Below are 22,884 nucleotides of genomic sequence, written 5' to 3'. Positions count from 1 at the left end.
TCAATCAGTCGAGCTCGTGCGCACGCGCACCTTCGAACTGCATTCGATAGTAACGGGCATAGGTGCCGCCACGGGCGAGAAGCTCCTCGTGCGTGCCACGTTCCACAACGCGACCATGCTCAACGGTCGCAATCTCGTCAGCATGCTTAATAGTCGAGAGACGGTGGGCGATGATGATCGTGGTACGGCCGCGTGCCAGCTCTTCGAGCGACTCCTGCACCGCTTCCTCGCTCTCGTTATCCAGGGCACTCGTCGCCTCATCCAAAATAAGGATCTTGGGATTCTTGAGAAAAACGCGCGCGATGGCGACGCGCTGCTTTTGACCACCCGAAAGACGGCTGCCGCGCTCGCCCACCACGGTGTCGTAGCCCTGCGGAAGCGATTCGATAAAGGTATCAATATTGGCGCGGCGGGCCGCTTCGGCGATCTCTTCTGCCGTGGCGCCCGGCTTGCCGTAGGCGATGTTCTCGCCGATCGTTCCATCAAACAGGTACACATCTTGCTGCACCAGGCCGATGGCACGGCGCAGACTATGCTGCGTCACGTCGCGCACATCCTGGCCGTCGATGCTAATGGAGCCGGCGGCAACGTCGTAAAAGCGCGGCAACAGCGAACAAGTCGTCGATTTGCCGCCGCCCGAGGGACCAACCAAAGCGATGGTCTGACCGGGCTTGATGGACAGGTCCATGTGGTCGATAACAGGGCGTCCGTCGGCGCCGCGCTCGCCCAATTCAACATCCTCGTAGCTAAAGCACACGTCGCGGTATTCCACAGCACCAGCCGTCACCTGCAGATCCGCAGCACCCGGCTTATCCTGAATATCGGGGACAGTCGAGAGCACCTCATCCATGCGCTTAAAGCCGGCGATGGCTTTCTGATACGTCTCGGCCGAATTAACGAGCGTCTCGAGCGGCGTGCAGAACAGCGAAATGTAGAGCGCGAAGGTTGCCATATCGACCGCCTGCAGCTGACCCTGGGCAACGAGCCAACCGCCGAGGAGCACCACGATCACATAGAGCACGCCCGAGAGCAGGCCATACGTCGCGGTATAGACGCCCATGGCGTGATACATGTTCTCCTTGGACGAAAGGTAGCGATTGTTCGAGGCACGAAACTTAGAGCGCTCGGTCTGCTCATTGGCAAAGCTCTTGACCACACGCATGCCCGCCAGCGAGTCCTGCAGTTGCGCGTTGATGCCGCTAATCTTTTTGCGGTTATCGCTAAAGACCTCGCGCATGCGCATATTCTGCCAAAACATAATGACCGCGAACACCACCGTAACCACAGCCATGGCGAGTGCGAGCACCGGCGCGATGGTAAACAGAATCACAAACGAGCCGATAATCTCGATGCCGCAAATAATGATCCATTCGGGCACGTGGTGCGCCGCCTCGCAGATATCGAACAGGTCATTGACCACGCGGCTCATCATGTCGCCCGAGCTGTTGCGATCGAAGTACGCAAAGCTAAACCGTTCGTACTGATCGAACAGGTCCTCGCGCATTTTGGACTCCATGCGCGCGCCCATCACGTGGCCCCAATAGCTCACAAAGTAGCGGCAGGCGCAGCGGATGACATACATCAGCACCAGTCCCACCGCGATCATACCGAGCGCCTGCATAATAGCAGCCTGACCCTGGGTAAAGAGCCCGCCGGTCAGATTGCGCAAGATAATGGGGAACGCCAGGTCAATGGCGGCAAGCACCAGAGCACAAAGAGTATCAGCAACAAAAAGCCCCATCTGGGGCTTGTAATACGAAAGAAACCTCTTAAACATAGTCACCTTACGCGGTTTTACCAAACCGCGTTTCGTCTCGACGCTGCAAGTGCTCCATTTGGACAATCTGGCCTTCAATCGTCGGTCGCGTATATCCATACGCTTCCCTCCTCTTTTAGGCCACCTTGCCTCAAATGGAGCACTTTCGCTGATTTACACAAACCTGCGGGGTCATCCCCGCTCGTTAAAGTTCCGCTCCACCCAAACGATGAGCAATGCTGTCGCAAGCCAAGGCACCCACGACGGTCTTGGCGTCTTCGATCTTGCCGTCGAGCACGGCGTCGATCAGCTCATGCAGTGGCACCAGGTCGACGTTGACAAACTCGTCATCGTCGGGGTCGGGCGCATCAAACTCGAGCTTGGTGGCCAGGTAGATGTGAATGATCTCGTCGCAAAAACCGCAGGTCGTGACAATCGACGTCAAAAAGCGAATGCGACCAGCCCTAAAGCCCGTCTCCTCATGCAGCTCGCGCTTGGCGCAATCGAGCGGGTCCTCGCCCGGATCGAGCTTGCCGGCGGGAATCTCGACCGTCACGCGGTCGATGGCGGTGCGATACTGACGTACCAGCACGATCTTGCCACTCTCGGTCAGTGCCACAACGGCCGCCGCACCCGGATGGCGAACGATATCGCGGGCGCTGCGGTGACCGTTGGGCAGCTCAACCTCAAGACGGTGGACGTCGAGGATCTTGCCCTTCCAGGCGCACTCCTCCGAAAGAATCTTCTCGTGCAGCAGGGCGTCATGCGGGTCTTCGTCCCCCAGCACCAGCGCCGGCTCGTCAGCGACCTCGCCACCAGGCTCGCCCTCGGCGTGCCCATACACGCGGCCGTCTTCCTCGACGATCTGCGCGTCCACGAGCTCTTCGTTCTTCTCGTCCATCCGTCTCATTCCTCTCGGATTTTGGGCATCCCAGGCATCGCGGCCGCGCAGTGCGCGCAGACCAATGTCGTGACGCAGGGTCTTGCCCTCAAAGTTGATCTTCTCGCAGGCCTCGTAGGCAAGGTCGCGAGCGTTCTCGAACGTATCGCCCAGTGCGGTCACGGCGAGTACACGACCGCCGTTGGTCACGAGCTTGCCGTCCACCACAGCGGTGCCGGCGTGGTACACCGTCACGTTCTCCATGGCCTCGGCATCCTCGATACCGGTAATGACCTTGCCCTTCTCGTAGCTGCCGGGATAGCCCGCGCTCGTCAGGACAACGGCAACGGCCCACTCGTCACGCCAATCGAGTTCAACCTGATCGAGCTCGCAGTTGGCGCAAGCCAGCATGACCTCGACCAGGTCGTTCTTAAGGCGCGGCAGCACGACCTGCGTCTCAGGATCGCCAAAGCGGGCATTGAACTCCAGCACCTTGGGGCCGGCAGGGGTGAGCATAAAGCCGCCGTACAGGCAGCCGCGATAGTCGATACCCTCGGCAGCGAGCTCTGCCACGGTCTGCTCCATGACCTTCACCATGGTGGCGTGCTCCTCGTCGGTCACGATGGGCACCGGGCTGTAGACGCCCATGCCGCCCGTGTTGGGGCCCTTGTCGCCCTCGAGCGCACGCTTGTGATCCTGCGAGGTGGCCATGGGACGCACGGTCTTGCCGTCGGTAAAGGCCAGCAGCGAGCACTCGGGGCCGGTCAGCATCTCCTCGATGACCACCGTGTTGCCGGCATCGCCAAAGGTGCCGCCAAAACACTCACGCACAGCCTCCTCGGCCTGCGAAAGCTCGGTTGCCACGATAACGCCCTTGCCCGCGGCAAGGCCGTCGGCCTTGACGACCAGCGGAGCGCCCTGCTCGCGCACATAGGCAAGAGCCGAAGCCTCGTCGGTAAATGAGCCATAGGCTGCCGTCGGGATACCGGCGCGCTCCATGAGCTGCTTGGAGAACAGCTTAGAGCCCTCCATCTGGGCGCCCTCGGCACCCGGGCCAAAGCACGGGATGCCCGCCGCGCGGACGGCGTCTGCAACGCCCGCCACGAGCGGAGCCTCGGGGCCAATCACCACGAGTCCGCATCCATGGCTCTGGGCAAACGCCGCCACGGCCGCAGGATCGCAATCGTCGAGAACCACATTCTCGCCGCAGCTCGCGGTGCCGCCGTTACCCGGCGCGATGTAGAGCTTGCCGGCGCGCGGTGATGCTGCGAGCTTGGCTGCCAGAGCATGCTCGCGGCCGCCGCTGCCCAACAACAGGATGTCGATGGTTTGAGTGTCCGCCTTCAAGGGTGCCTCCTCTATGGATTACCGGCCCGCTCCGCGCGGGCCTATTACAAGCAAATATACCCCTCGGCCGCCCATCTGGACTGCAAAGGGGTATATCGCAATAACCAAATAACGCCGATTACTTCCAGAATCGGTTGATGATCTGCTCGCGACCGGCGCCAACGCCGATGAACGTCACGCGGGTGTGTGCCAGATCCTCGATAAACGCCACGTAGTCCTGAGCCTCCTGCGGCAGCTCATCAAAGCTGCGGCAGCCGGTGATGTCGCACTTCCAGCCAGGGAGCTCCTCGTAGATGGGCTTGGCATGCTCAAAACGCACCTGGTGCTCGGGCACGCTCGTGTAGCGCTCGCCGTCGACGTCATAGGCAACGCACACCTTAATGGTGTCGAAGGCCGAAAGCACGTCGAGCTTGGTCACGGCGATATCGGTGAGGCCGTTGACGCGCGAGGCATAGTTGGCGATAGGGCCGTCAAACCAGCCGCAACGACGACGGCGACCGGTGGTCACGCCGTACTCGTGGCCCTCCTCGGTCAGCGTGTGGCCGGCCTCGGTCTCATAGGAAAGCTCGGTGGGCATGGGGCCCGAACCGACGCGGGTGATATAGGCCTTCATGACGCCTAGCACGCGGTCGACGTTCTTCATGCCGACGCCGGAACCGGTAATGGCGCCGCCGGCGGTGCAGTTAGAAGACGTCACGTACGGATAGGTGCCGTGATCGATGTCGAGCAGCGTCGCCTGGGCGCCCTCAAACAGCAAATCCTTGCCCTCATCAATCATGTTGTTGAGCAGCAGGCTCGTCTCGGTGATGTAGGGGCGCAGGCGCTCGGCCATAGGCAGGTACTCGTCGCAAATCTGATCCACAGTGTAGGTGGGCAGGTGGTAGATGAGCTCCAGCTCGGGGTTCACGCGGGCAAGAGCGGTCTCCAGCTTATCGCGGAACAGCGCCTCGTCCAGCATGTCCTGCATACGCAGGCCGATGCGGGCCATCTTGTCTTGGTAGCACGGACCGATGCCGCGCTTGGTGGTACCGATGTTCTTCTTGCCGAGCTTCTGCTCAAAGGCGCCATCCAGATCGATGTGGTACGGCATGATGACATGCGCGTTGCCGCTGATCTTGAGATTCTTGGTGGTGATGCCGTCGGCCTCGAACATGTCGATCTCCTCAAGGACGACCTTGGGGTTGACGACGCAGCCGTTACCGATCACCGACACGTGGTCGGAATACATGATGCCGGAGGGCACCTGGTGCAGGCCGTACTTCTTGCCGTTGACGACGATGGTGTGGCCGGCGTTGTTGCCGCCCGAATAGCGCACGACGGCATCAAAGTCGCCGGCGACCAGGTCGCAGATCTTACCCTTGCCCTCATCGCCCCACTGGGCACCGACCAAAACGGTTGACGGCATGTTTACTCCTCACATTCATGGACTGTCCGCACACCGCAAGTGCGCAGAAGCACAAAACATTCCCAGTATACCCGTGCAACGGGCGCCTGTCCTACTCCTCGGTATGCGCCCCATCAAGCTCATAGAACTTGGTGGATGCCGGCAGGAACATCAGGTCGACGTCGCCAATCGGGCCCGAACGGTTCTTGGCCACGACGATACGCGTAACGCCCTCGTCGGGTCGGTCGTCGCGCGAGGCCTCGGCCTCGTCGGCGGATCGGTCCAAGAACATGACGATATCGGCATCCTGCTCGATGGAGCCCGATTCACGCAGGTCGGACAGCTGCGGGCGCTTGCCGGTACGGGATTCAACCTGACGCGACAGCTGCGACAGCGCGATCAGCGGAATCTTGAGCTCCTTGGCCATAATCTTCAGGCCACGCGACATCTCGGAGACCTCGACGGTGCGGCTCTCGGAACGACGTCCCGGCGGGGGGCTCACCAGCTGCAAGTAGTCCAGGATGATGATGGCCTTCTCCTTGTTATGGAGCATGCGGCGGCTCTTGGCGCGAATCTCGGTCACCGTGGTGCCGGGCGTATCGTCAATCAGAATATCGAGCTTGGACAGCGTCTGCGTGGCCTCATTGATGTTGGCCCACTGCTCGGGGCTAATGCGACCCGTACGGAAGTCGCTGATCGAGATCATGGCATAGGCGCAAATCAGACGCTGGGCAATTTCCTTGCCCGACATCTCCAGCGAGAAGAAGCCGACGGTATAGCCAGCGGCGGCGGCATTGAGTGCCAAGTTCAGGGCGAACGACGTCTTACCCACGGCGGGGCGGGCGCCGATAATGATGAGCTGGCCCTCGCGGAAGCCCATGAGCATACGGTCGAGCGACGGGAAGCCCGTGGGCACGCCTGCAGCCTGACCGCCAGCCTTGCACACTTCCTCGGCCTCGTTATAGGCCTCGACCATAAACTCGGTCAGCGTCTTGTAGCTCGACTTAACCTCACGCGCCGTGACCTTGAGCAGTTTGCTCTCGGCCAGCTCCACGACCTCTTTGGTGTCGGTGGGGGCGTTGTAGGCCAGCGCGTTGATCTCGTTGGTGGCGCCAATCAGCTCGCGCAGCATCGAGTCGCGGCGAACGATGGCGGCATGGTGCTGCCAGTTGACGAGCGACAGAGTCTGTCCCATCAGCTCCAAAATGTACGCCTCGCCGCCCACGGCATCGAGCTTGTTGATGCTTCGCAGGTAATCGATCAGCGAGATAGAGTCAATGGGGATGCGACTGTTATACATATCGACCATCGCGGTATAGATGGTCTTATGAATGGGCCGGTAGAAGTCATCGGGCTGCAGCTCGACCTGGGCCTCTTCGACCACATCGGGCGAGAGCAGCATAGCGGCCAGCACGTTGGCCTCTGCATCTTGGTTTTGGGGGAGACCCAACTTGGAGCCACGGTCCTCGACCGTCAGCCCCGTCTCCCTATCGTCATATGCCATGAGCATCCTCATTCATATCGCTTGCGAGCATCCATAGTATCAGCCACGGCTATAAATCGAGCCGCGCCTTGGCAATCATCACCGAACCAAACGGATGAACGGTCCTATACACGGGACCGCATCTCAATGACTGCTATGAACTCACCCGGCGCAAAAAATAAAAGGGCGCCCTGGTCTCCCAGAGCGCCCTTCTTAGAACAAGATTGTTGCGTTGCAGCAAATGCTACTCGGCAGCAGCCTCGGTCTCGACCTCGGCGGTCTCGGTCTCGGCGACCTCAGCGGTCTCCTCAACCTCAGCCTCGGCAGCGAGCTCCTCGGCGGTAACGCCGACGAGAACGACAACCTCGGCCTTGATCTCGCGGTACAGCGAGATAGCGACGGTGTGGGCACCGGCAACCTTGATGGGCTTACCGAGCTCGACGCGCTTGCGGTCGATATCCATACCGAGCTGATCCTTGATGGCGTCAGCGATCATAGCGGCGGTAACGGAGCCAAAGAGGATGCCCTCGTCGCCAACCTTGACGTCAACGGTGACCTGCTTGCCCTCGAAGGCAGCCTTGGTCTCGTTGGCGGTAGCCAGACGGACGGCCTCGCGCTTGGCGATGTTGTTGCGACGCTCGTCAAGCTGCTTGAGGTTGCCCTTGGTGGCGGCAACAGCGAGCTTCTTGGGGAACAGGAAGTTCTCAGCGTAACCCTGAGCGACCTCTACGACGTCACCCTCGCCGCCCTTGCCCTTGATCTCATCGAGAAGAATAACCTTCATGATGCGTCTCCCTTCTTAGCCGCGGTCGCGGTTGCCACGAGAGGAAACCACGGGGACGGTGTACGGCAGGAGAGCCATCTCGCGGGCGCGCTTGATGGCGTTGGCGATGTCATGCTGATGCTGCGTGCAAGCGCCAGTGACGCGACGGGGCTTGATCTTGCCACGGTCGGTCATGTACTTACGGAGAAGCTGAGTGTCCTTATAGTCGATGAACTCAGTGTTCTCCTTGCAGAACTGGCAGTACTTACGACGCGGCTGACGTGCAGAATAATCATTAGCCATGTCAAAATACCTTTCGTTTGGCAACTTCGGCGAGCCGAAGCCGCCTCTCACTCAAAAATAGGTGAACAACCCTTAGAACGGGATGTCCTCATCGTAGACGTCGACCGCGGGCGGCGTAGCCACCGGTGCGGCAGGACGTGCTGCGGGCGCGGGAGCTGCGGGGGCGTAACCGCCCTGATCGTAGCCACCCTGGCCACCACGGGAGCTCATAAACTCGATCTCATCGACGATGACCTCAAGCTTGCTCCTGCGCTGACCGTCGCGCTCCCAAGAGCTGTAGCGCAGCTTGCCCTCGATCGCGACCTTGTTTCCCTTTGCCAGGAAACGGCTCACGGCCTCGGCGCGGGTGCCGAACATAGTGCAGTCGACAAAGTTGGGATAGTCCTCCCACTCGCCAGTCTGCGCGTTGCGGCGACGATCGTTCACGGCGACGCCAAAGGACAGAACCTGGGTTCCGCCGGCGGTGGCGCGCAGCTCGGGATCGCGGGTGAGGTTACCGGTGATGTTCACTCGATTGATGCTCATAACTCACTACTTCCTCTTGGGGCACAAGCCCAGTCCAAAACGACAGTCTTACTCCTGGTCGTCGCGACGGACGATCATGTGGCGGACCACAGCGTCGGTGATGCGCAGGACGCGATCAAGCTCGGCGATCTGGGTAGGATCTGCGTGGAAGTTGATGAGGGTGTAGTCACCATCGGTGAGGTCGTTGATCTCGTAGGCGAGCTTGCGCTTGCCCCACTCGTCAACGGAGTCGACCTTGCCAGCGCCCTCAGCGATCGTGGTATCGATACGCTTCATAACAGCGAGACGAGTCTCGGGGTCGAGCGACGGGTCAACAAAGAACAGCAGTTCATAAGCCTTCATATTGTCACCTCCTCTGGGCAAATGTGGCTTCAGGTCGTGAAGGTGCGCCTGAAGCAGGAAAAGACTTGGTAATAATATCTTTCAACCTCCCAGGCTGCAAGAATATACAGCTACAACCTCATGACCTCCACATATACCCATGCTTACACGGCACTTCTCGCGTATTCCAACCAAATGCTGACCAAGAGCTTGACAAATTCGATAGCAGGATACGCTGCGGCGAGGACAACCTGAGTCAAACCGCAGGTCGCCGATTGCAGGGTTGTGGTCACGAAATGCATACCACCGGTTCGATCGATTGCCTCAAAATTTTTAAATTCGCTGCCACGTCATTCATGAATACCTATTTTGAACAGATCATCGAGCGGGATCTGGCTGGTCAGGATGCTTTTTTAGTACTCATCTGGCACATGCCGGATACGGGTGCGGAGCGAGCGCTTTAAAAAATGCCAAGTTTTCTGTTTGCACTTTTCGATTCCTCGTGTATACTGACTTTCGCATTTAACGGAGAGTTGTCCGAGTGGCCGAAGGAGCACGATTGGAAATCGTGTAGGCGTCAAAAGCGTCTCCAGGGTTCAAATCCCTGACTCTCCGCCAGTTAATTCCAAAGCAGGCCTTAGTGCCTGCTTTGTTTTTACCCCACGCGGAGGGGTGGCAGAGTGGTTGAATGCGGCGGTCTCGAAAACCGTTTGGCCTGTATAAGGTCACGAGGGTTCGAATCCCTCCTCCTCCGCCATTTTGGTTGAGAAAGCTCCCGGGAATGGGGGCTTTTTTGTTTTGAGTCCCTTACAAATAAATACGGCGGAGGAGGAGGGATTCGAACCCGCCAGGGCGCGGAGCGTAAAGAAAACGCGCCGGTGGCGCGTTTTTAGCGCAGCGCGGTCGGCGCAAGCCGACCGAATAAATTTTGAGCTCCGCTCAAAATTTGGACATCCCTCCTATTCAGCCACGCCCCCATCGCATTCAGCATCAACCCAGATCCCCAAACACGTACATCACCCTCCAAAAACGGCATTGTTCGACATCTTTGGAGGGTGATGTACATGCTTGGGCCCTATGACCGTACCCAGTCCCGACCGTTTGCCGAGCAATAGGGTCGCGATCGTCGCCGAACATGTACTATGTACGGGCATTGTCCAATCCCGTAACTCAAAGGACCCCATCTTGCCCGTCGTCGCCGCCATAACCGTTACCTCACATGCCTCGGATGCCATGGTCGCTATCCCATTTTGGCTCGAGATGTTCGCCGTTGTCGCCGCATCGATCTCGGGTGTGCTGGTTGCGCGCGAACACAAGCTCGACCTGGTGGGCGCGGTCGCACTCGCGGTAGTCTGCGGTCTGGGCGGCGGTCTTTTGCGCGACATGACACTCCAGGTCGGCAACGTCTACATCCTCAACCAGCCAATGGCGCTGCCGCTCTCCATCGCCACGGCGGCCATCATTTACATCTTCCCGGCAATCGTCGATAAGCCCGACAAACTCATCCCCCTGCTCGACATCATCTCGGTCGGCATCTATGCGGCAACCGGCGCAGACAAGGCACTGGTCTACGGATTTGCACCCGTCGTTTGCATCATGATGGGCTTTTTCACCGCGGTGGGCGGCGGCATGCTGCGCGACGGCTTTATGGGCGTGGTTCCGGGCATTTTCCAACGCACCAACTTTTATGCCATCGCGGCCATCGCCGGATCGGCAAGCTATGTAAGCCTCGTCATGAGTGGCTTGGTCAGCAATGTCGCCGCGCTGGTCGTATGCGTTATCGTGACCATGGGTCTGCGCTGGCTCTCGCTGCGCTTTGACATCAAAAGCCCCACCGAAGAAGACATCGCGCACTTTTTACATCGCAAAAAGTAGATAGCACGGCACGACCTTTCGAAATGCAACCGAGAGGTTCTTTTAGAGCGCTCGCACGTTGGGTACCCTGTTAGATATATGCCGAGTATCTAACGAAGGATTCACTATGCCTTGCAACCTAGAACCGTCGACCAAGCGCCACAAAGCGCAGGCCCGCATCGCCCTCCTATTCGTACTGATTGCGCTTGCGCTGACCGTACTTCCCACGGCGTCGTTCGCCGGCACAGACACCGCGGGCAACGTACTCGCAACCGAAGCTGACTCAAATCCGTCTGGCGCCGAGGGCGACCTGTACTGGGCTGGCCAAAGCCTTAACCTGGACGATGCCTCCATCGGCCGCGATATTATCGCGGCAGGCGACAGCCTATCGATTCGCGACTGCACCGTAGGCGGCGCCATTCGCCTGGCGGCGCGCACCATCGATATCTCCAAAACCGCAATCGATGGCAGCGTGACGGTAGCCGGTCAGCACGTCGTGCTCAACACCGGTAGCACCGCCAACTGTTTTTACGCGATGGGCGAGACGGTTGCCCTGCGTGGCTCCGCCAAGTCGGCAGCGCTCGCGGGCAGTACGGTAACCATCGACGGCACCGTCGATGGCGATATCGAGGTCTGGGCCGATAAGCTCGTCTTGGGCAAAAATGCCCGCATCACCGGCACGGTGAACGCCCACATCTCCGAGGATCCCGAGCGGGCCGAGGGCGCTCAGGTCGGAGCCCTCAAGATCGACCGCACCGAGAACGAGGACACCTCAACGATTAACGACACCATCGGCGGCATCGTCGCCGCGGCGCTTTCTACCTGCTTTGTCGCAATCCTCCTCGAGCTCGTCCTTCCGCGCGCGACCGCCAGCGCCGCCGGCATGCTTCGTCAACGACCTACCCCTCTGTGGGTGAGCGGTCTTTTGGGCACGGTGGCCGCCGTTCCCGCCGTCCTGCTGCTCACCATCTCGATTGCAGGTCTGTCGCTCGCCGGAGCTCTCATGTGCGCCGTGATCGGCATCGCTCTGGTCTCGGCGGCATTTACGGGCACCGCGATCGCACGCATGGTCGGACACAACCAGAACCGCTACGCCATGGCCGCCATGGGCGGTATCGCCGCGGGCGTACTCACGGCACTTCCCCTTATGGGCAGCTTTGTCAGCGGCGTAGCCTTCGTCTTTACGCTCGGCTACGTCATCCAGATCATCTGGCGCAACGCCCGCCTCAAGCCGCAACAAGCCTCCAACACGCCAGGACTCCCCACCGCCTAGCCGTCAGCCCCACAAAGGGGACAGGCACCTTTGTGGGGGTGCAGACCAACTCAATCCCTGTACACAAAAAAGGGCACCGACCGCGATGGTCGGCGCCCTTTCTTGTTAGTCGCTATAAAGCTCAGCGCTTATTTGTTGACCTGACCGGCGCGGACGGCGGCCTTCTTGCGGTCGGTGGCATTGAGCAGACGCTTGCGCAGGCGGATGTTCTTGGGAGTGATCTCCACCAGCTCGTCGTCGGCGATGTACTCCAGCGCCTCCTCCAGCGAGAAGGTGCGGGGCGGCACCAGCTGGACGGAGATATCGGAGGTCGAGGAACGCTGGTTGCCCAGGTTCTTGGTACGGGCGATGTTGACGACCATGTCGCCGGCCTTGCTGCGCTCGCCCACGATCATGCCCTCGTAGCACTCGGTACCCGGCTCAACAAACAGCTGGCCGCGCTCCTGCAGCGTGCCCAGAGCGTAGGCAACGGCTTTCTCGGTGGTCATGGAGATCATGGCGCCGTTCTGGCGGTTGCCGATCTCGCCGGCATAGGGGCCGTACTCCAGGAAGGTGTGGTAGAACACGCCCTCGCCGTGAGTGACGTTCATGATGCGGTTCTTAAGACCCATGATGCCGCGGGTCGGGATCTTAAACTCGAGGTGCGTCACGATACCCGAGGTATCCATGCTCGTCATGATGCCGCCGGAGGTGCCGAAGACCTCAACGACCTTGCCCGAATACTCGTCCGGGCACTCGACGACGGCCTGCTCGACGGGCTCCATCTTATTGCCGTTCTCGTCCTTCTTAAACAGAACGCGGGGACGGCCGACCTGGAACTCAAAGCCCTCGCGACGCATGGACTCCATCAGGACGGACAGGTGCAGAATGCCGCGGCCCGAGACCTCGACGCCGCTCTTGTCCTCGAGCTCCTCGATCTTCATGGTCACGTTGTTCTCGGCCTCGTTGAACAGGCGCTCCTTGAGCTGACGGGCACCCACGATGTCGCCGTCGCGGCCGACGAGCGGGGAGGTCGAAGCCTCAAAGACGATGGACAGGGTCGGCGGGTCGATCTCGATGGGTTCGAGCTCAACGGGGTTCTCGGGATCGGTGTAGACATCGCCGATATCGGTGCGGTCGATGCCCACGACGGCGGCGATATCACCGGCGCCGACTTCCTGGCACTCGGTGCGACCCAGGTAGTCGAAAGTAAAGAGCTGCTTGACGGTAGCGGTAGCGCTGGAACCGTCGTTCTTGACGACCAGGATCTGATCGCCCTGGTGAATGGTGCCGGAGTACACGCGACCGATACCGATGCGGCCAACGAAGTTGGAGTGGTCGATGGTCACACACTGCATGGCCAGCGGGGCGTTCTCGTCAACCTCGGGCGCGGGCATGTCGTCGATGATCATATCGAGCAGCGGATACATGTCCATGTTGCCGTCGTTGGGGTCAAGGCGGGCAAAGCCATTCATGGCGCTGGCGTAGACCACGTGCTCCATGGCGAACTCAAGCTGGTCGTCGGTGGCGCCCAGGTCGGCCATCAGGTCCAGGCAGTCGTTGTAGGCCTTCTCGGGGTTGGCGCCCGGACGGTCGATCTTGTTGATGACGATCATGATCTTGAGGCCGGTGTCGATGGCGTGACGCAGCACGAAGCGGGTCTGGGGCATGGGGCCCTCAAAGGCATCGACCAGCAGCAGGGCGCCGTCGGCCATACGCAGCACGCGCTCGACCTCGCCGCCAAAGTCAGCGTGGCCCGGGGTGTCGATGACGTTGATCTTAACGTCCTTGTACTCGATAGAGATGTTCTTGGCGAGAATCGTAATGCCGCGCTCGCGCTCCTGGTCGTTAGAATCCAGGACGCGGTCCTCGACCTGCTGGTTGGCACGGAAGGCGTCCGTGGCACGCAGGAGCTTGTCGACCATCGTCGTCTTGCCGTGGTCGACGTGAGCGATGATGGCGATGTTCCTCAGATTGTCTACGCGCATGTAGTTCCCCTATCTTCTATCTATATACAACCGGCACGCGTATGCGACCCGCCCAGCAACACAACGTTCGGCGGGAATTTTGAGCCTTTTACCGAAAACTCGTTTATTTTAGCGATTTTAGATAAGAGGGGTTTCCTCGCCTGCAGGTTCAGGGTCGCTCCACATAAAACCATCGCCGGCGCCCACACCCTCGTACAGTACGTATGCCGAAAAGCCGCTCTCGAGCGTCGTCTCAAAGAAACTCACAAGCAGGGCGTCATGGTAGCCGCCATCGATCTCGACACAACCGGTGTAGCCGATGGCGTAACGGGCGATGCGACCCAGGCCCTCGTCCTTAAGGCCCATCTTGTGCTCGGAGATAAAGTTGGTGGCAGCCTCGAGGCATGCCTCCTCGCCGTCCTCGTCGAGTGCCGCCAGATAGCGGTTGGACACGGCGTCTTCGATCGCAACGACAACGCCGGGGTTCTCACCAGCGGCAAGATCGTCTAAAAATGCCCCGATGAGGTCGCACACCATGGCGTCGAGCTCGGCGGAGACGTTTCCGGCGTCCTGCATATCCTGTGCCATTTTTAGACCTTCCCATCGAGTCCGGCGTCGTTACATCTCTTGTGCCTCGGCAGCGATCTTGGCGGCGGCGTCGCGGGCGCGCATCATATCGGCGGCGCGCTTATCGAGTACCTTGATCTGGTTAGTCAGCATCACGGCATCGACCACGCCCCAGATGACCAAGCCCGTCGAAATCGAAAACCCAAGCGCACCAACTGTACCACGAAGGCGCGATGAGATTACCGCGACAAGTGCGGAGGCGGCAACCATCTTGATAAAGGAGGCACGGCGCTCGCGAAGTGTGCGGGCCTGCGTCACATAGGCAATGCGTGCGGCCTCGGATGCCTCCGAGCGCATCTGGGCCTCGCGGGCAATGGCGGCGGCCTCGGCTGAAACGCCGCGACCCATCAGTGCACACTCCGTCTCATGGCTACTCGTCATTTAAAAATCATCGGGCGAGAGCGTATGGACGAACTCGTCGAACTTCTCAAATTCCTGCTCGTCATCGACTTCCTCGGCAACCGGAGAGACGGTCCCCAGGCGGTTCATGATGTCGTCCTCAACAAACATGGGAGCATTGCTGCGCACGGCGAGGGCGATGGCATCGCTCGGACGCGCATCGATCCTATGCTCGTTGCTGTCGGCCAAAACAACGACCGTCGCATAGAACACGGGAGGCTCGGCACGGACAATCTCGATGCGCTCGAGTTTTGCATCCAGGGCATCAAGCGTGTCGAGCAGCAGGTCATGGGCGATCGGGCGCTCGGCACGACCGCTGTCGATACCGCGGCTAATAGCCGCAGCCTCAAACGAACCAGTTTGGATAGAAAGGGAGCGCAGCGGCGCAGGGGAGTCCGATTTGCTGCAGCGCTCGCGAAGTACGATAAGCGATGGCACGGGACCGGCGGCCATGACGATGGTCTCTATGTCGACACGAACCATGGAACACCTCCGGTACGTAGCGGTTAACACGCGGCGCCTTCGCCGCATTGAATAGCTATACTACCCAATCTTTCGCACAGCACACAAAACCAAAATGAGTTTTATCACACACAAGAAAAAAGCCCCGAGGCCATGCCTCGAGGCTCTTCACAGTTTTGATGGTGGACCTGACAAGATTCGAACTTGTGACCTCCCGGTTATCAGCCGGACGCTCTAACCAACTGAGCTACAGGTCCATCATGGTGGAGGTTAGGGGGATCGAACCCCTGACCTCAGGCTTGCAAAGCCCGCGCTCTCCCAGCTGAGCTAAACCCCCACGGAGACAGTAATAAACACCCCAGCGGCGACTCGGCTCTCGCTGGGGTGTTTATTGCGAAAGAAAGTGGTGGACCTGACAAGATTCGAACTTGTGACCTCCCGGTTATCAGCCGGACGCTCTAACCAACTGAGCTACAGGTCCATCATGGTGGAGGTTAGGGGGATCGAACCCCTGACCTCAGGCTTGCAAAGCCCGCGCTCTCCCAGCTGAGCTAAACCCCCACGGAGACAGTAATAAACACCCCAGCGGCGACTCGGCTCTCGCTGGGGTGTTTATTGCGAAAGAAAGTGGTGGACCTGACAAGATTCGAACTTGTGACCTCCCGGTTATCAGCCGGACGCTCTAACCAACTGAGCTACAGGTCCATCGCGCAAGGGATATATTAGACGAGTCGTTACGCGCGCGTCAACAACTTTTTTGAAAATCTTTGGAGGGTGTTCGCCCCGGCCGCACGGCGGCATGTGAAGTCGCCTGCTCGGACAGTCCCGACTCGCGCAGAGAGCACATTAAGTGCTCTCTGGCTCGTGCGGAACTCGCGATCGACTTCACATGCCGCCGTGCGGCCGGGGCGAACGCGAGTCCCGAGGTTTTCAAAAAAGCGGTCGGCGCGCAGTGCGCCGACCGCCGATATATGGGGTCTGATATTTTCTACCAGCTAGGGCCTCTTACTCGTCTAGGAGATCCTCTGGCATGTCGTTGCCGTCGCCTAGGTCGACTGGGGTATTTTCGGCATCGACCGTTGCCTCGGCCTCGGCGCCTTCGCCTTCGGGCTTTTCCTTAGCTGCCGTCATGCGGGCGACAGCGCACACACGGTCGTTGTCGTCGACGGTCATCATCTTGACGCCCTGGGTGGCTCGGCCGGTCTGGCTAATCTCATCGGTCTTGACGCGAATGACCGTCGCGCCTTCCGTCACGATGAACAGCTCGTGCTGCGGACCCACCGTCTTCATGGCCGCGAGGTTTCCCTTACGCTCGGTCATCTGGATGGTGTAGACGCCCTGACCGCCGCGGTTCTGCTCCGGATAGTCCGCGACCGGCGTGCGCTTGCCGTAGCCGCGCTCGGTGATGACAAACAGGTCGCCGTTGCCGTTGGTAACCTCCATACCCAAAACGCTCACGCCGTCCTTCATGCTAATACCGCGAACGCCGCTGGTGTCGCGTCCCGTGGCGCGAACCTGGTCCTCGGGGAACATGATCGCCTTGCCCGCAGTGGTGGCCAGGATGATCTTGTCGCCCTCGCGCACACGGCGCACGGCGAGCAGCGCGTCGTCGTCTCTCAGATTGATGGCGATCAGGCCATCACGGCGGCTGCGGTCGTAAGCGCTCATCACGGTCTTCTTGACCATGCCGCTCTTGGTGGCAAACATCAGGTACTCGTCGGCGGGGAACTCGCGGCAGCTGATGACGCTCGCGATCTTCTCGCCTTCCTCAAAGGGCAGCAGGTTGACGATCGCGGTGCCACGCGCCTGGCGCGTACCCACCGGCAGCTCGTGTACCTTCAGGCGGTAGACCTTGCCCTTGCTCGAGAAGAACAGCACGTACTCGTGCGTGGATGCGATAAACATCTCGTCGATGACGTCGTCCTCTTTAAGGTTGACGCCCGACACGCCCTTGCCGCCGCGCTTCTGGGCGCGGTAGGCAGCCACCGGGATGCGCTTCACGTAGCCGGTGTGGGTGATGGTCACGACCATGTCCTCGTCGGCGATGAGGTCCTCGACATCCAGATCCTTTTCGACATGGCTGATCTCGGTGCGGCGTTTGTCGCCGAACTTTTTCGAAATCTCACGCATCTCCTCCTTGATGACGCCCAGGATCTTCTCCTCATGCGCCAGCAGGTCCTCGTAGTAGGCAATGGCGCGGCGCAGACCGTCCAGCTCTTCCTGGATCTTGTCGCGCTCCAGGCCAGTCAGGCGGCGCAGCTTCATCTCGAGGATGGCCGTGGTCTGCTCGGGCGTAAAGCCAAAGCGCTCGATCAGGCGGCCGCTTGCCTCGGAGTCGGTCTGCGAGGAACGGATAATGCTGATGACCTCGTCGATATGGTCGAGAGCCATCAAGTAGCCCTCGAGGATATGGGCACGCGCCTGGGCCTTCTTAAGGTCAAAGCGAGTGCGGCGGGTAACGACGTCGACCTGGTGGTCGATGTAGTGCTGCAGCATCTCGCGCAGGCTCAGGCATTTGGGAACGCCATTGACGAGCGCCAAGTTGTTGGCGCCAAAAGTCGTCTGCAGCGAGGTGTACTTATACAGGTTGTTGAGCACGACCTGCGGAATGACGCCCTTCTTGAGCTCGATGACCAGACGGATGCCCTTTTGGTTGGACTCGTCGCGCATGTCCGAGATGCCCTCGATGCGCTTGTCGTTCACGAGCTGGGCGATCTTCTCCTGCAGGGTGCCCTTGTTGACCATGTAAGGGATCTCGGTAAAGACCAGGCGGCTGCGACCGGTCTTGGTGGATTCCACGTGAGCCTTGGCACGCACGGTAATGGAGCCGCGACCGGTCTCGTAGCTCTGCCTAATGCCGGCGCTGCCCATGATGATGGCGCCGGTGGGGAAGTCCGGACCGGGCATGATCTGCATAAGCTCGTCGACGGTGGCGTCGGGATTGTCGATCAGGTAGCAGGTGGCCTCGATCGCCTCGGTGAGGTTATGCGGGGCGATATTGGTGGCCATGCCGACGGCGATGCCCTGACTACCGTTGACCAGCAGGTTGGGAAAGCGCGCGGGCAGCGCCACGGGCTCGGCGAGCGACTCGTCGTAGTTGGGCTGCCAGTCGACGGTATCCTTTTGCAGGTCGCGCAGCAGCTCCATGGCAGGCTTTGCCAGGCGGCTCTCGGTATAACGCATGGCCGCCGCGCCGTCGCCATCGATGTTGCCGAAGTTGCCGTGGCCATCGATGAGCGGTGTGCGCATGGAGAACCACTGCGCCAGACGAACCATGGCCTCGTAAACCGCGAAGTCACCGTGCGGATGGTACTTGCCGATAACTTCGCCGACCGTCCAGGCCGACTTCTTATGCGGGCGGTTGGGGTAGATGCCGCTCTCGTTCATGGCGTACAGGATGCGGCGGTGCACCGGCTTTAGGCCGTCGCGCACGTCCGGCAGGGCGCGCGCCGTGATGACCGACATCGAGTACTCGATGAACGACTGCTTCATCTCGCGGCCGAACTCCGAAATCTGGAGCTGACCGCCGTTGATATCCTCGCCGGCCGAGGCGCCACGATCGACCGCACCGAAGCTCTCCTCGAGCTCGGCGTCGTCATCCTCATCCTCTTCATCCTCGGCGTCGGGGTTATAGGAATCCGGATCGCCGTCCTCGCCCTGCTCAGCGCGGGCGAGCAGGCGCTTCAGATCATCGGGCATGCCGGCGTCGCCGGCCTCGTCCATACCCTCGTTGTTGTTGATATCGTCTGCCACGTTACCTCCTCTTAAGCGTCAAGGAATCGTGCATCATGCGCATGCTTTTCAATGTACTCACGGCGATAGCCGACCTCGGAACCCATGAGCTCGCGCACGGCGCGGTCCGCCACCACGGCGTCCTCGATCGACACGCGCTGCAGGATACGGGTCTTGGGGTCCATCGTCGTCGAGGCAAGCTGCTTGGGGTCCATCTCGCCCAGGCCCTTGTAGCGCTGAACGGTATAGCCCTTGCGCTTCTTGGTGATCTTGCCGTCCTTGGCCTTGCCGTCCTCGTCGTTGTCGTCGGGGTTCAGGCCCAAGCTCTGAATGGTGTCGCGCAGAATCTCGTCTTCGGGCTGGCGGCCGTTGGGATACACGTAATGGATCTTGTTGCGTACCTTAATGCCAAAGATGGGCGGGCAGGCAACATAGACATAGCCGGCATCGATCAGCGGGCGCATGTACTTGTAGAAGAACGTCAGCAGCAGGATGCGGATATGCGCACCGTCAACGTCTGCATCGGTCATGATGATGATCTTGTGGTAGCGCGCCTTGCTGATATCGAAGTCGCCACCGTCGCCGGCGCTCGTCGTGACGCCGCAGCCGATCGCGGTGATCAGGGATTGGATGGTGTCGCTCGAGAACGCGCGGTGGTCACCCACGCGCTCGACGTTCAAAATCTTGCCGCGCAGGGGCAGAATCGCCTGGATGTCTCGGCGACGGCCGTCCTTGGCCGAACCGCCTGCCGAGTCGCCCTCTACGATAAAGAGCTCGGTCAGCTCGGCATCGCGCACCGAGCAGTCGGCGAGCTTGCCGGGCAGCGACGCCGTCTCGAGCAGACTTTTGCGACGGGTCGCCTCGCGCGCCTTGCGGGCGGCGTTGCGGGCCTTGCAGGCCTGCTGGGCCTTCTTGACGATCTCGCGGGCGGGCTTGGGGTGCTCCTCCAGATAATCGGTCAGTCCATCGGTCACGATCTTGAGCGTGAGCGCGCGCATGTAGGAGCTGCCGAGCTTGGCCTTGGTCTGGCCCTCAAACTGCGGATCGGGCAGTTTAACCGAAATGACGGCCGAAAGGCCCTCGCGCACGTCGTCACCGCTCAGGTTGGCGTCCTTCTCCTTGAGCAGGTTCTGCTTGCGGGCGTAATCGTTAATCACGCGGGTGAGAGCGGTGCGGAAACCCTCGAGATGCATGCCGCCCTCGGGGGTGTAGATGTCGTTGGCAAACGACATGACGTTCTCGCCGTAGCCGGCATTCCACTGCAGGGACACCTCGACCTCGCCCATCTTGGTCACGGGCGCATCCGGATCCGACTTGCCCTCGATATAGATGGGCTCCTTGAAGGCCTCGGGAACGTCTTTGCCGTCGTTGAGGAACTTGACGAAGTCGATGATGCCACCCTCGTAGCAGAACTCCTCCACGTGGGGAGTCGCCTCGCGCTCGTCGGTCAGCACAATCTTTAGATTCTTATTGAGGAACGCCGTCTCCTGCAGACGGTTGTGCAGCGTATCGAAATCGTAGACACAGGTCTCGAAAATCTCGTCGTCGGGCCAGAAGCTGACGGTGGTGCCCGTCGAATCCGAGGTGCCCACGACCTCCATCTTCTTGACGGTCTTGCCGCGCGAGAACTCCATCTCGTAGACGCTGCCATCACGGCGCACCTGCACGACCACGCGCTTGGACAGTGCGTTGACGACGGAGATGCCCACGCCGTGCAGTCCGCCCGAGACCTTGTAGGCCGAGTTATCGAACTTACCGCCGGCGTGCAGGATCGTCATAACGACCTCGAGCGTCGGGATCTTTTTGATGGGATGCTCGTCGACGGGGATGCCTCGCCCGTTGTCGACGACCGTGATGGAGTTGTCGGCGTGGACCGTCACGTGAATCTCGGTGCAGAAACCGGCCATGGCCTCGTCAACGGAGTTGTCAACGATCTCCCACACCAGGTGATGCAGGCCGCTGGCGCTCGTCGAGCCGATATACATGCCCGGGCGCTTACGAACGGCCTCGAGACCTTCGAGAATCTTAATCTCGCCGCCATCGTAATCGTTTTCGTTTGCCACACGTCCTCCTTCAGCTAAGAAAATGTGTACAGCCTTACTAGTTTATCGTAAAAAAATACCCTCGGGAGCGAGGGTATTTGGCTCTACAAGGCCACCAGATGCGATTTAAGGCTCTTTCTTGCTTTGCACGCCCTTGACCCACTCGGCACTGGCTCTCATGGCATTCTCGAGGGCCTCGCGCAGTTTTTGGTCTTCGATGGGCGCCACTTGGCGCTCGATCTCGCCGCGTTCGGCTTCGCTTAGATCGGCGTGCGGAACCGGCGGTCGCTCGGTCACGGCCGGGCGCAGGCGCTCCTTGGCAGCCGGCGGCGTGTGACCGAGCGCGGTCGTTTTGAACACCAGGCCGTCCACATGCGCGCCGGCCCGCTCCATGCGCGCCCGGATGATCTCGCGCAGCAGCGTCATCTCCTGCGTCCACGAGGGCGAATCGAGATACACCAGCAGCTCATTGGACTCGGGCAGGTAGCGTAGGCCCGTCACGTGGCGTCCCTCGCGCGTGCCCGAGCACACCGCATTCCAGGCACGATAGACCGCGCGCGACTCCTCGGCAGCCTCCATTTGCGCGCGGCGCTCAGGTGTCGCGGCCGCCAGGATGCGCTGACGCTCGGCATCCAAAAAGCCGCCAAAGGCAACCGTTCCGTTCTCGCGCTCGTAATTAGCACGCCTCACCCATGCTCACCACCTTGGCTCGTTCAAGCAGGTCATCAGTAAAGTACCCCAAGTTGGTGGTGGTTATGACCGTCTGGATGTCATCACCGATCAGCTGCAGAAAAGCGCCTCGACGCCCGGCATCGAGCTCGCTCATCACGTCGTCCAAAAGCAGCAGTGGCGCGGTGCCCAGGATATCGCGCGCCACGGCCACTTCTGCCACCTTCCAGGCAAGCACCAGCGTTCGCTGCTGCCCTTGGCTGGCAAACGAACGGGCAGATCGACCCGCAACGGTAAACTCAATCTCGTCGCGATGCGGACCCACAAGCGTCACGCCGCGGCGCATCTCCTCATCGGCACGCTCATCGAGGGCCGCGAGCATATGCTCGTACGCCCAGCCCTTAAGTTCCTCGCGCCCCTCGGTTTGAGGCAAATCCCCCAGTGTGGACACATAGGACACGCCTGCGTCCTCACCGGACGCCACCTGCCCATACGCGGCGCGCACATGGCCTGCCAGTCGGTCGAGCAGGGCCAAACGATGCACGAGCAGGGCGGACCCGGCGCGAGCGATGGAGTCATTCCATGCGCCGAGCATCTCGCGGCAGCACCAGGACTCCTTGAGCAGGGCGTTGCGCTGCGTCACGCAACGCCCGTAGGTGCTCGCCAGGTCGGCGTAACGGGCGCTCAGTTGCACGCCAAAGTCGTCGAGGGCGGCCCGACGCACGCTGGCACCGCGTTTGACCATATCCAGATGATCGGGGCAAAAAAGCACGCTCGGCAAAACCCCGCGCACGCCGGCGGCCGAACATCTCTTGCCGTTACGGCTAAACGAGCGCTTGCCGTCCTCAACGCCCAGCCCCATATCGAGCACGCGGCCATCGCCCTCGAGTCTCAACTCGAGCCTGCACGAGCCCGTGCCGTCGTGCACGAGCTCGGTAGCGGTGGGATGCTTAAACGAGGCGCCGCTCGTCAAAAGCTGCAGCGCCTCTATAAGGTTGGTCTTTCCCGCCGCGTTGGGTCCCGCAAGCACCGTCACGCCTTCGTCCAGGTCAAGACGGTAGCTATCGAAACTGCGGTAGCGCGCGACGGAAAGGTTGCGGGCAAACATGGTCATGGCG

The 22,884-nt window shown here is 60.5% G+C and carries 18 protein-coding genes, 7 tRNA genes and 1 pseudogene; 4 read left to right on the top strand and 22 right to left on the bottom strand.

Translation table 11 applies throughout. The features are described from left to right. Positions 1-4: 4 nt before the first annotated feature. From ACKUUJ_RS02020 to rpsF, 9 genes and pseudogenes are all read right to left on the bottom strand, one after another. Positions 5-1,777: an ABC transporter ATP-binding protein gene (locus ACKUUJ_RS02020; RefSeq protein ID WP_409064485.1), complete on the bottom strand. Its 1,773-nt coding sequence runs from the start codon at positions 1,775-1,777 to the stop codon at positions 5-7. Positions 1,778-1,961: 184 nt separating this feature from the next. Continuing rightward, complete coding sequence (locus ACKUUJ_RS02015) at positions 1,962-2,657, bottom strand: NUDIX domain-containing protein (protein ID WP_409064607.1); 696 nt, start codon at positions 2,655-2,657, stop codon at positions 1,962-1,964. A gap of 30 nt (positions 2,658-2,687) precedes the next feature. Beyond that, positions 2,688-3,983 (bottom strand): annotated as a pseudogene (purD, locus tag ACKUUJ_RS02010) (phosphoribosylamine--glycine ligase); the annotation flags it as partial. Between the two features lie 118 nt (positions 3,984-4,101). Then, complete coding sequence (locus ACKUUJ_RS02005) at positions 4,102-5,388, bottom strand: adenylosuccinate synthase (RefSeq protein ID WP_409064484.1); 1,287 nt, start codon at positions 5,386-5,388, stop codon at positions 4,102-4,104. A gap of 91 nt (positions 5,389-5,479) precedes the next feature. Then, positions 5,480-6,877 (bottom strand): replicative DNA helicase, encoded by a 1,398-nt coding sequence (dnaB, locus tag ACKUUJ_RS02000; RefSeq protein ID WP_409064606.1) that lies wholly within the window; start codon positions 6,875-6,877, stop codon positions 5,480-5,482. Between the two features lie 217 nt (positions 6,878-7,094). Further along, positions 7,095-7,634: a 50S ribosomal protein L9 gene (gene rplI, locus ACKUUJ_RS01995; RefSeq protein WP_118080028.1), complete on the bottom strand. Its 540-nt coding sequence runs from the start codon at positions 7,632-7,634 to the stop codon at positions 7,095-7,097. A gap of 15 nt (positions 7,635-7,649) precedes the next feature. Next, entirely contained in the window at positions 7,650-7,916 is a 267-nt protein-coding gene (rpsR, locus tag ACKUUJ_RS01990; protein WP_117778657.1) for a 30S ribosomal protein S18, read from the bottom strand. Positions 7,917-7,988: 72 nt separating this feature from the next. Next, positions 7,989-8,441 (bottom strand): single-stranded DNA-binding protein, encoded by a 453-nt coding sequence (locus ACKUUJ_RS01985; RefSeq protein ID WP_006235830.1) that lies wholly within the window; start codon positions 8,439-8,441, stop codon positions 7,989-7,991. Between the two features lie 48 nt (positions 8,442-8,489). Then, a complete protein-coding gene (rpsF, locus tag ACKUUJ_RS01980) occupies positions 8,490-8,783 on the bottom strand; it encodes a 30S ribosomal protein S6 (RefSeq protein ID WP_006235831.1) in 294 nt (97 codons plus the stop codon). 506 nt (positions 8,784-9,289) lie between these two features. On the opposite strand from rpsF, the gene ACKUUJ_RS01975 reads away from it, so the two are divergent. The 4 genes from ACKUUJ_RS01975 (at position 9,290) to ACKUUJ_RS01960 (ending at position 11,889) form a co-directional block, all read left to right on the top strand. Next, positions 9,290-9,380, top strand: a tRNA-Ser gene (locus ACKUUJ_RS01975). A gap of 48 nt (positions 9,381-9,428) precedes the next feature. Continuing rightward, positions 9,429-9,519 (top strand) — tRNA-Ser (locus tag ACKUUJ_RS01970). Positions 9,520-9,947: 428 nt separating this feature from the next. Then, positions 9,948-10,637: a trimeric intracellular cation channel family protein gene (locus tag ACKUUJ_RS01965; protein ID WP_390396261.1), complete on the top strand. Its 690-nt coding sequence runs from the start codon at positions 9,948-9,950 to the stop codon at positions 10,635-10,637. A gap of 106 nt (positions 10,638-10,743) precedes the next feature. Further along, on the top strand, positions 10,744-11,889 hold the full coding sequence (locus ACKUUJ_RS01960) for a hypothetical protein (protein WP_409064483.1): 1,146 nt from the start codon (positions 10,744-10,746) through the stop codon (positions 11,887-11,889). 128 nt (positions 11,890-12,017) lie between these two features. On the opposite strand, the gene typA is transcribed toward ACKUUJ_RS01960, so the two are convergent. The 13 genes from typA to recF form a co-directional block, all read right to left on the bottom strand. Then, on the bottom strand, positions 12,018-13,856 hold the full coding sequence (gene typA / locus ACKUUJ_RS01955) for a translational GTPase TypA (protein ID WP_006235837.1): 1,839 nt from the start codon (positions 13,854-13,856) through the stop codon (positions 12,018-12,020). A gap of 117 nt (positions 13,857-13,973) precedes the next feature. Continuing rightward, a complete protein-coding gene (locus tag ACKUUJ_RS01950) occupies positions 13,974-14,423 on the bottom strand; it encodes a hypothetical protein (protein WP_409064482.1) in 450 nt (149 codons plus the stop codon). A gap of 30 nt (positions 14,424-14,453) precedes the next feature. Then, positions 14,454-14,810, bottom strand: a complete 357-nt coding sequence (locus ACKUUJ_RS01945) for a hypothetical protein (RefSeq protein ID WP_409064481.1) — start codon at positions 14,808-14,810, stop codon at positions 14,454-14,456. 33 nt (positions 14,811-14,843) lie between these two features. Further along, a complete protein-coding gene (locus ACKUUJ_RS01940; RefSeq protein ID WP_368141474.1) occupies positions 14,844-15,344 on the bottom strand; it encodes a bifunctional nuclease family protein in 501 nt (166 codons plus the stop codon). A 159-nt stretch (positions 15,345-15,503) separates the two neighbouring features. Next, a tRNA-Ile gene (locus tag ACKUUJ_RS01935) sits at positions 15,504-15,580 on the bottom strand. 4 nt (positions 15,581-15,584) lie between these two features. Then, positions 15,585-15,660: transfer RNA gene (locus ACKUUJ_RS01930), tRNA-Ala, on the bottom strand. Between the two features lie 67 nt (positions 15,661-15,727). Beyond that, positions 15,728-15,804, bottom strand: a tRNA-Ile gene (locus ACKUUJ_RS01925). Positions 15,805-15,808: 4 nt separating this feature from the next. After that, positions 15,809-15,884, bottom strand: a tRNA-Ala gene (locus ACKUUJ_RS01920). Positions 15,885-15,951: 67 nt separating this feature from the next. Beyond that, positions 15,952-16,028, bottom strand: a tRNA-Ile gene (locus ACKUUJ_RS01915). Positions 16,029-16,328: 300 nt separating this feature from the next. After that, positions 16,329-19,046, bottom strand: a complete 2,718-nt coding sequence (gene gyrA, locus ACKUUJ_RS01910; protein ID WP_409064605.1) for a DNA gyrase subunit A — start codon at positions 19,044-19,046, stop codon at positions 16,329-16,331. A 41-nt stretch (positions 19,047-19,087) separates the two neighbouring features. Continuing rightward, the gene (gyrB, locus tag ACKUUJ_RS01905) at positions 19,088-21,118 is read right to left on the bottom strand and encodes a DNA topoisomerase (ATP-hydrolyzing) subunit B (RefSeq protein WP_409064480.1); all 2,031 of its coding nucleotides are present in this window, start codon (positions 21,116-21,118) and stop codon (positions 19,088-19,090) included. Positions 21,119-21,223: 105 nt separating this feature from the next. After that, on the bottom strand, positions 21,224-21,787 hold the full coding sequence (locus ACKUUJ_RS01900) for a DciA family protein (protein ID WP_409064479.1): 564 nt from the start codon (positions 21,785-21,787) through the stop codon (positions 21,224-21,226). Beyond that, the gene (gene recF / locus ACKUUJ_RS01895; RefSeq protein ID WP_409064478.1) at positions 21,774-22,880 is read right to left on the bottom strand and encodes a DNA replication/repair protein RecF; all 1,107 of its coding nucleotides are present in this window, start codon (positions 22,878-22,880) and stop codon (positions 21,774-21,776) included. Before recF ends, ACKUUJ_RS01900 begins: the two co-directional genes overlap by 14 nt. Positions 22,881-22,884 lie beyond the last annotated feature (4 nt).

It is taken from the genome of Collinsella sp. wc0583, from assembly GCF_046116915.1.
GTDB lineage: Bacteria > Actinomycetota > Coriobacteriia > Coriobacteriales > Coriobacteriaceae > Collinsella.
Note: the sequence above shows the minus strand (reverse complement) of the source record. Positions and strands in the feature narration are given on the sequence as shown.

Bases quoted from the DNA above. Each gene is read 5' to 3' on its own strand.
- gyrA (WP_409064605.1), bottom strand. From the start codon at position 19,046: ATGGACGAGGCCGGCGACGCCGGCATGCCCGATGATCTGAAGCGCCTG.
- ACKUUJ_RS01960 (WP_409064483.1), top strand. From the start codon at position 10,744: ATGCCTTGCAACCTAGAACCGTCGACCAAGCGCCACAAAGCGCAGGCC.
- rpsF (WP_006235831.1), bottom strand. From the start codon at position 8,783: ATGAAGGCTTATGAACTGCTGTTCTTTGTTGACCCGTCGCTCGACCCC.
- ACKUUJ_RS02015 (WP_409064607.1), bottom strand. From the start codon at position 2,657: ATGGACGAGAAGAACGAAGAGCTCGTGGACGCGCAGATCGTCGAGGAA.
- rplI (WP_118080028.1), bottom strand. From the start codon at position 7,634: ATGAAGGTTATTCTTCTCGATGAGATCAAGGGCAAGGGCGGCGAGGGT.
- rpsR (WP_117778657.1), bottom strand. From the start codon at position 7,916: ATGGCTAATGATTATTCTGCACGTCAGCCGCGTCGTAAGTACTGCCAG.
- recF (WP_409064478.1), bottom strand. From the start codon at position 22,880: ATGACCATGTTTGCCCGCAACCTTTCCGTCGCGCGCTACCGCAGTTTC.
- ACKUUJ_RS02020 (WP_409064485.1), bottom strand. From the start codon at position 1,777: ATGTTTAAGAGGTTTCTTTCGTATTACAAGCCCCAGATGGGGCTTTTT.
- ACKUUJ_RS02005 (WP_409064484.1), bottom strand. From the start codon at position 5,388: ATGCCGTCAACCGTTTTGGTCGGTGCCCAGTGGGGCGATGAGGGCAAG.
- ACKUUJ_RS01950 (WP_409064482.1), bottom strand. From the start codon at position 14,423: ATGGCACAGGATATGCAGGACGCCGGAAACGTCTCCGCCGAGCTCGAC.
- ACKUUJ_RS01940 (WP_368141474.1), bottom strand. From the start codon at position 15,344: ATGGTTCGTGTCGACATAGAGACCATCGTCATGGCCGCCGGTCCCGTG.
- ACKUUJ_RS01945 (WP_409064481.1), bottom strand. From the start codon at position 14,810: ATGGGTCGCGGCGTTTCAGCCGAGGCCGCCGCCATTGCCCGCGAGGCC.
- dnaB (WP_409064606.1), bottom strand. From the start codon at position 6,877: ATGCTCATGGCATATGACGATAGGGAGACGGGGCTGACGGTCGAGGAC.
- typA (WP_006235837.1), bottom strand. From the start codon at position 13,856: ATGCGCGTAGACAATCTGAGGAACATCGCCATCATCGCTCACGTCGAC.
- ACKUUJ_RS01985 (WP_006235830.1), bottom strand. From the start codon at position 8,441: ATGAGCATCAATCGAGTGAACATCACCGGTAACCTCACCCGCGATCCC.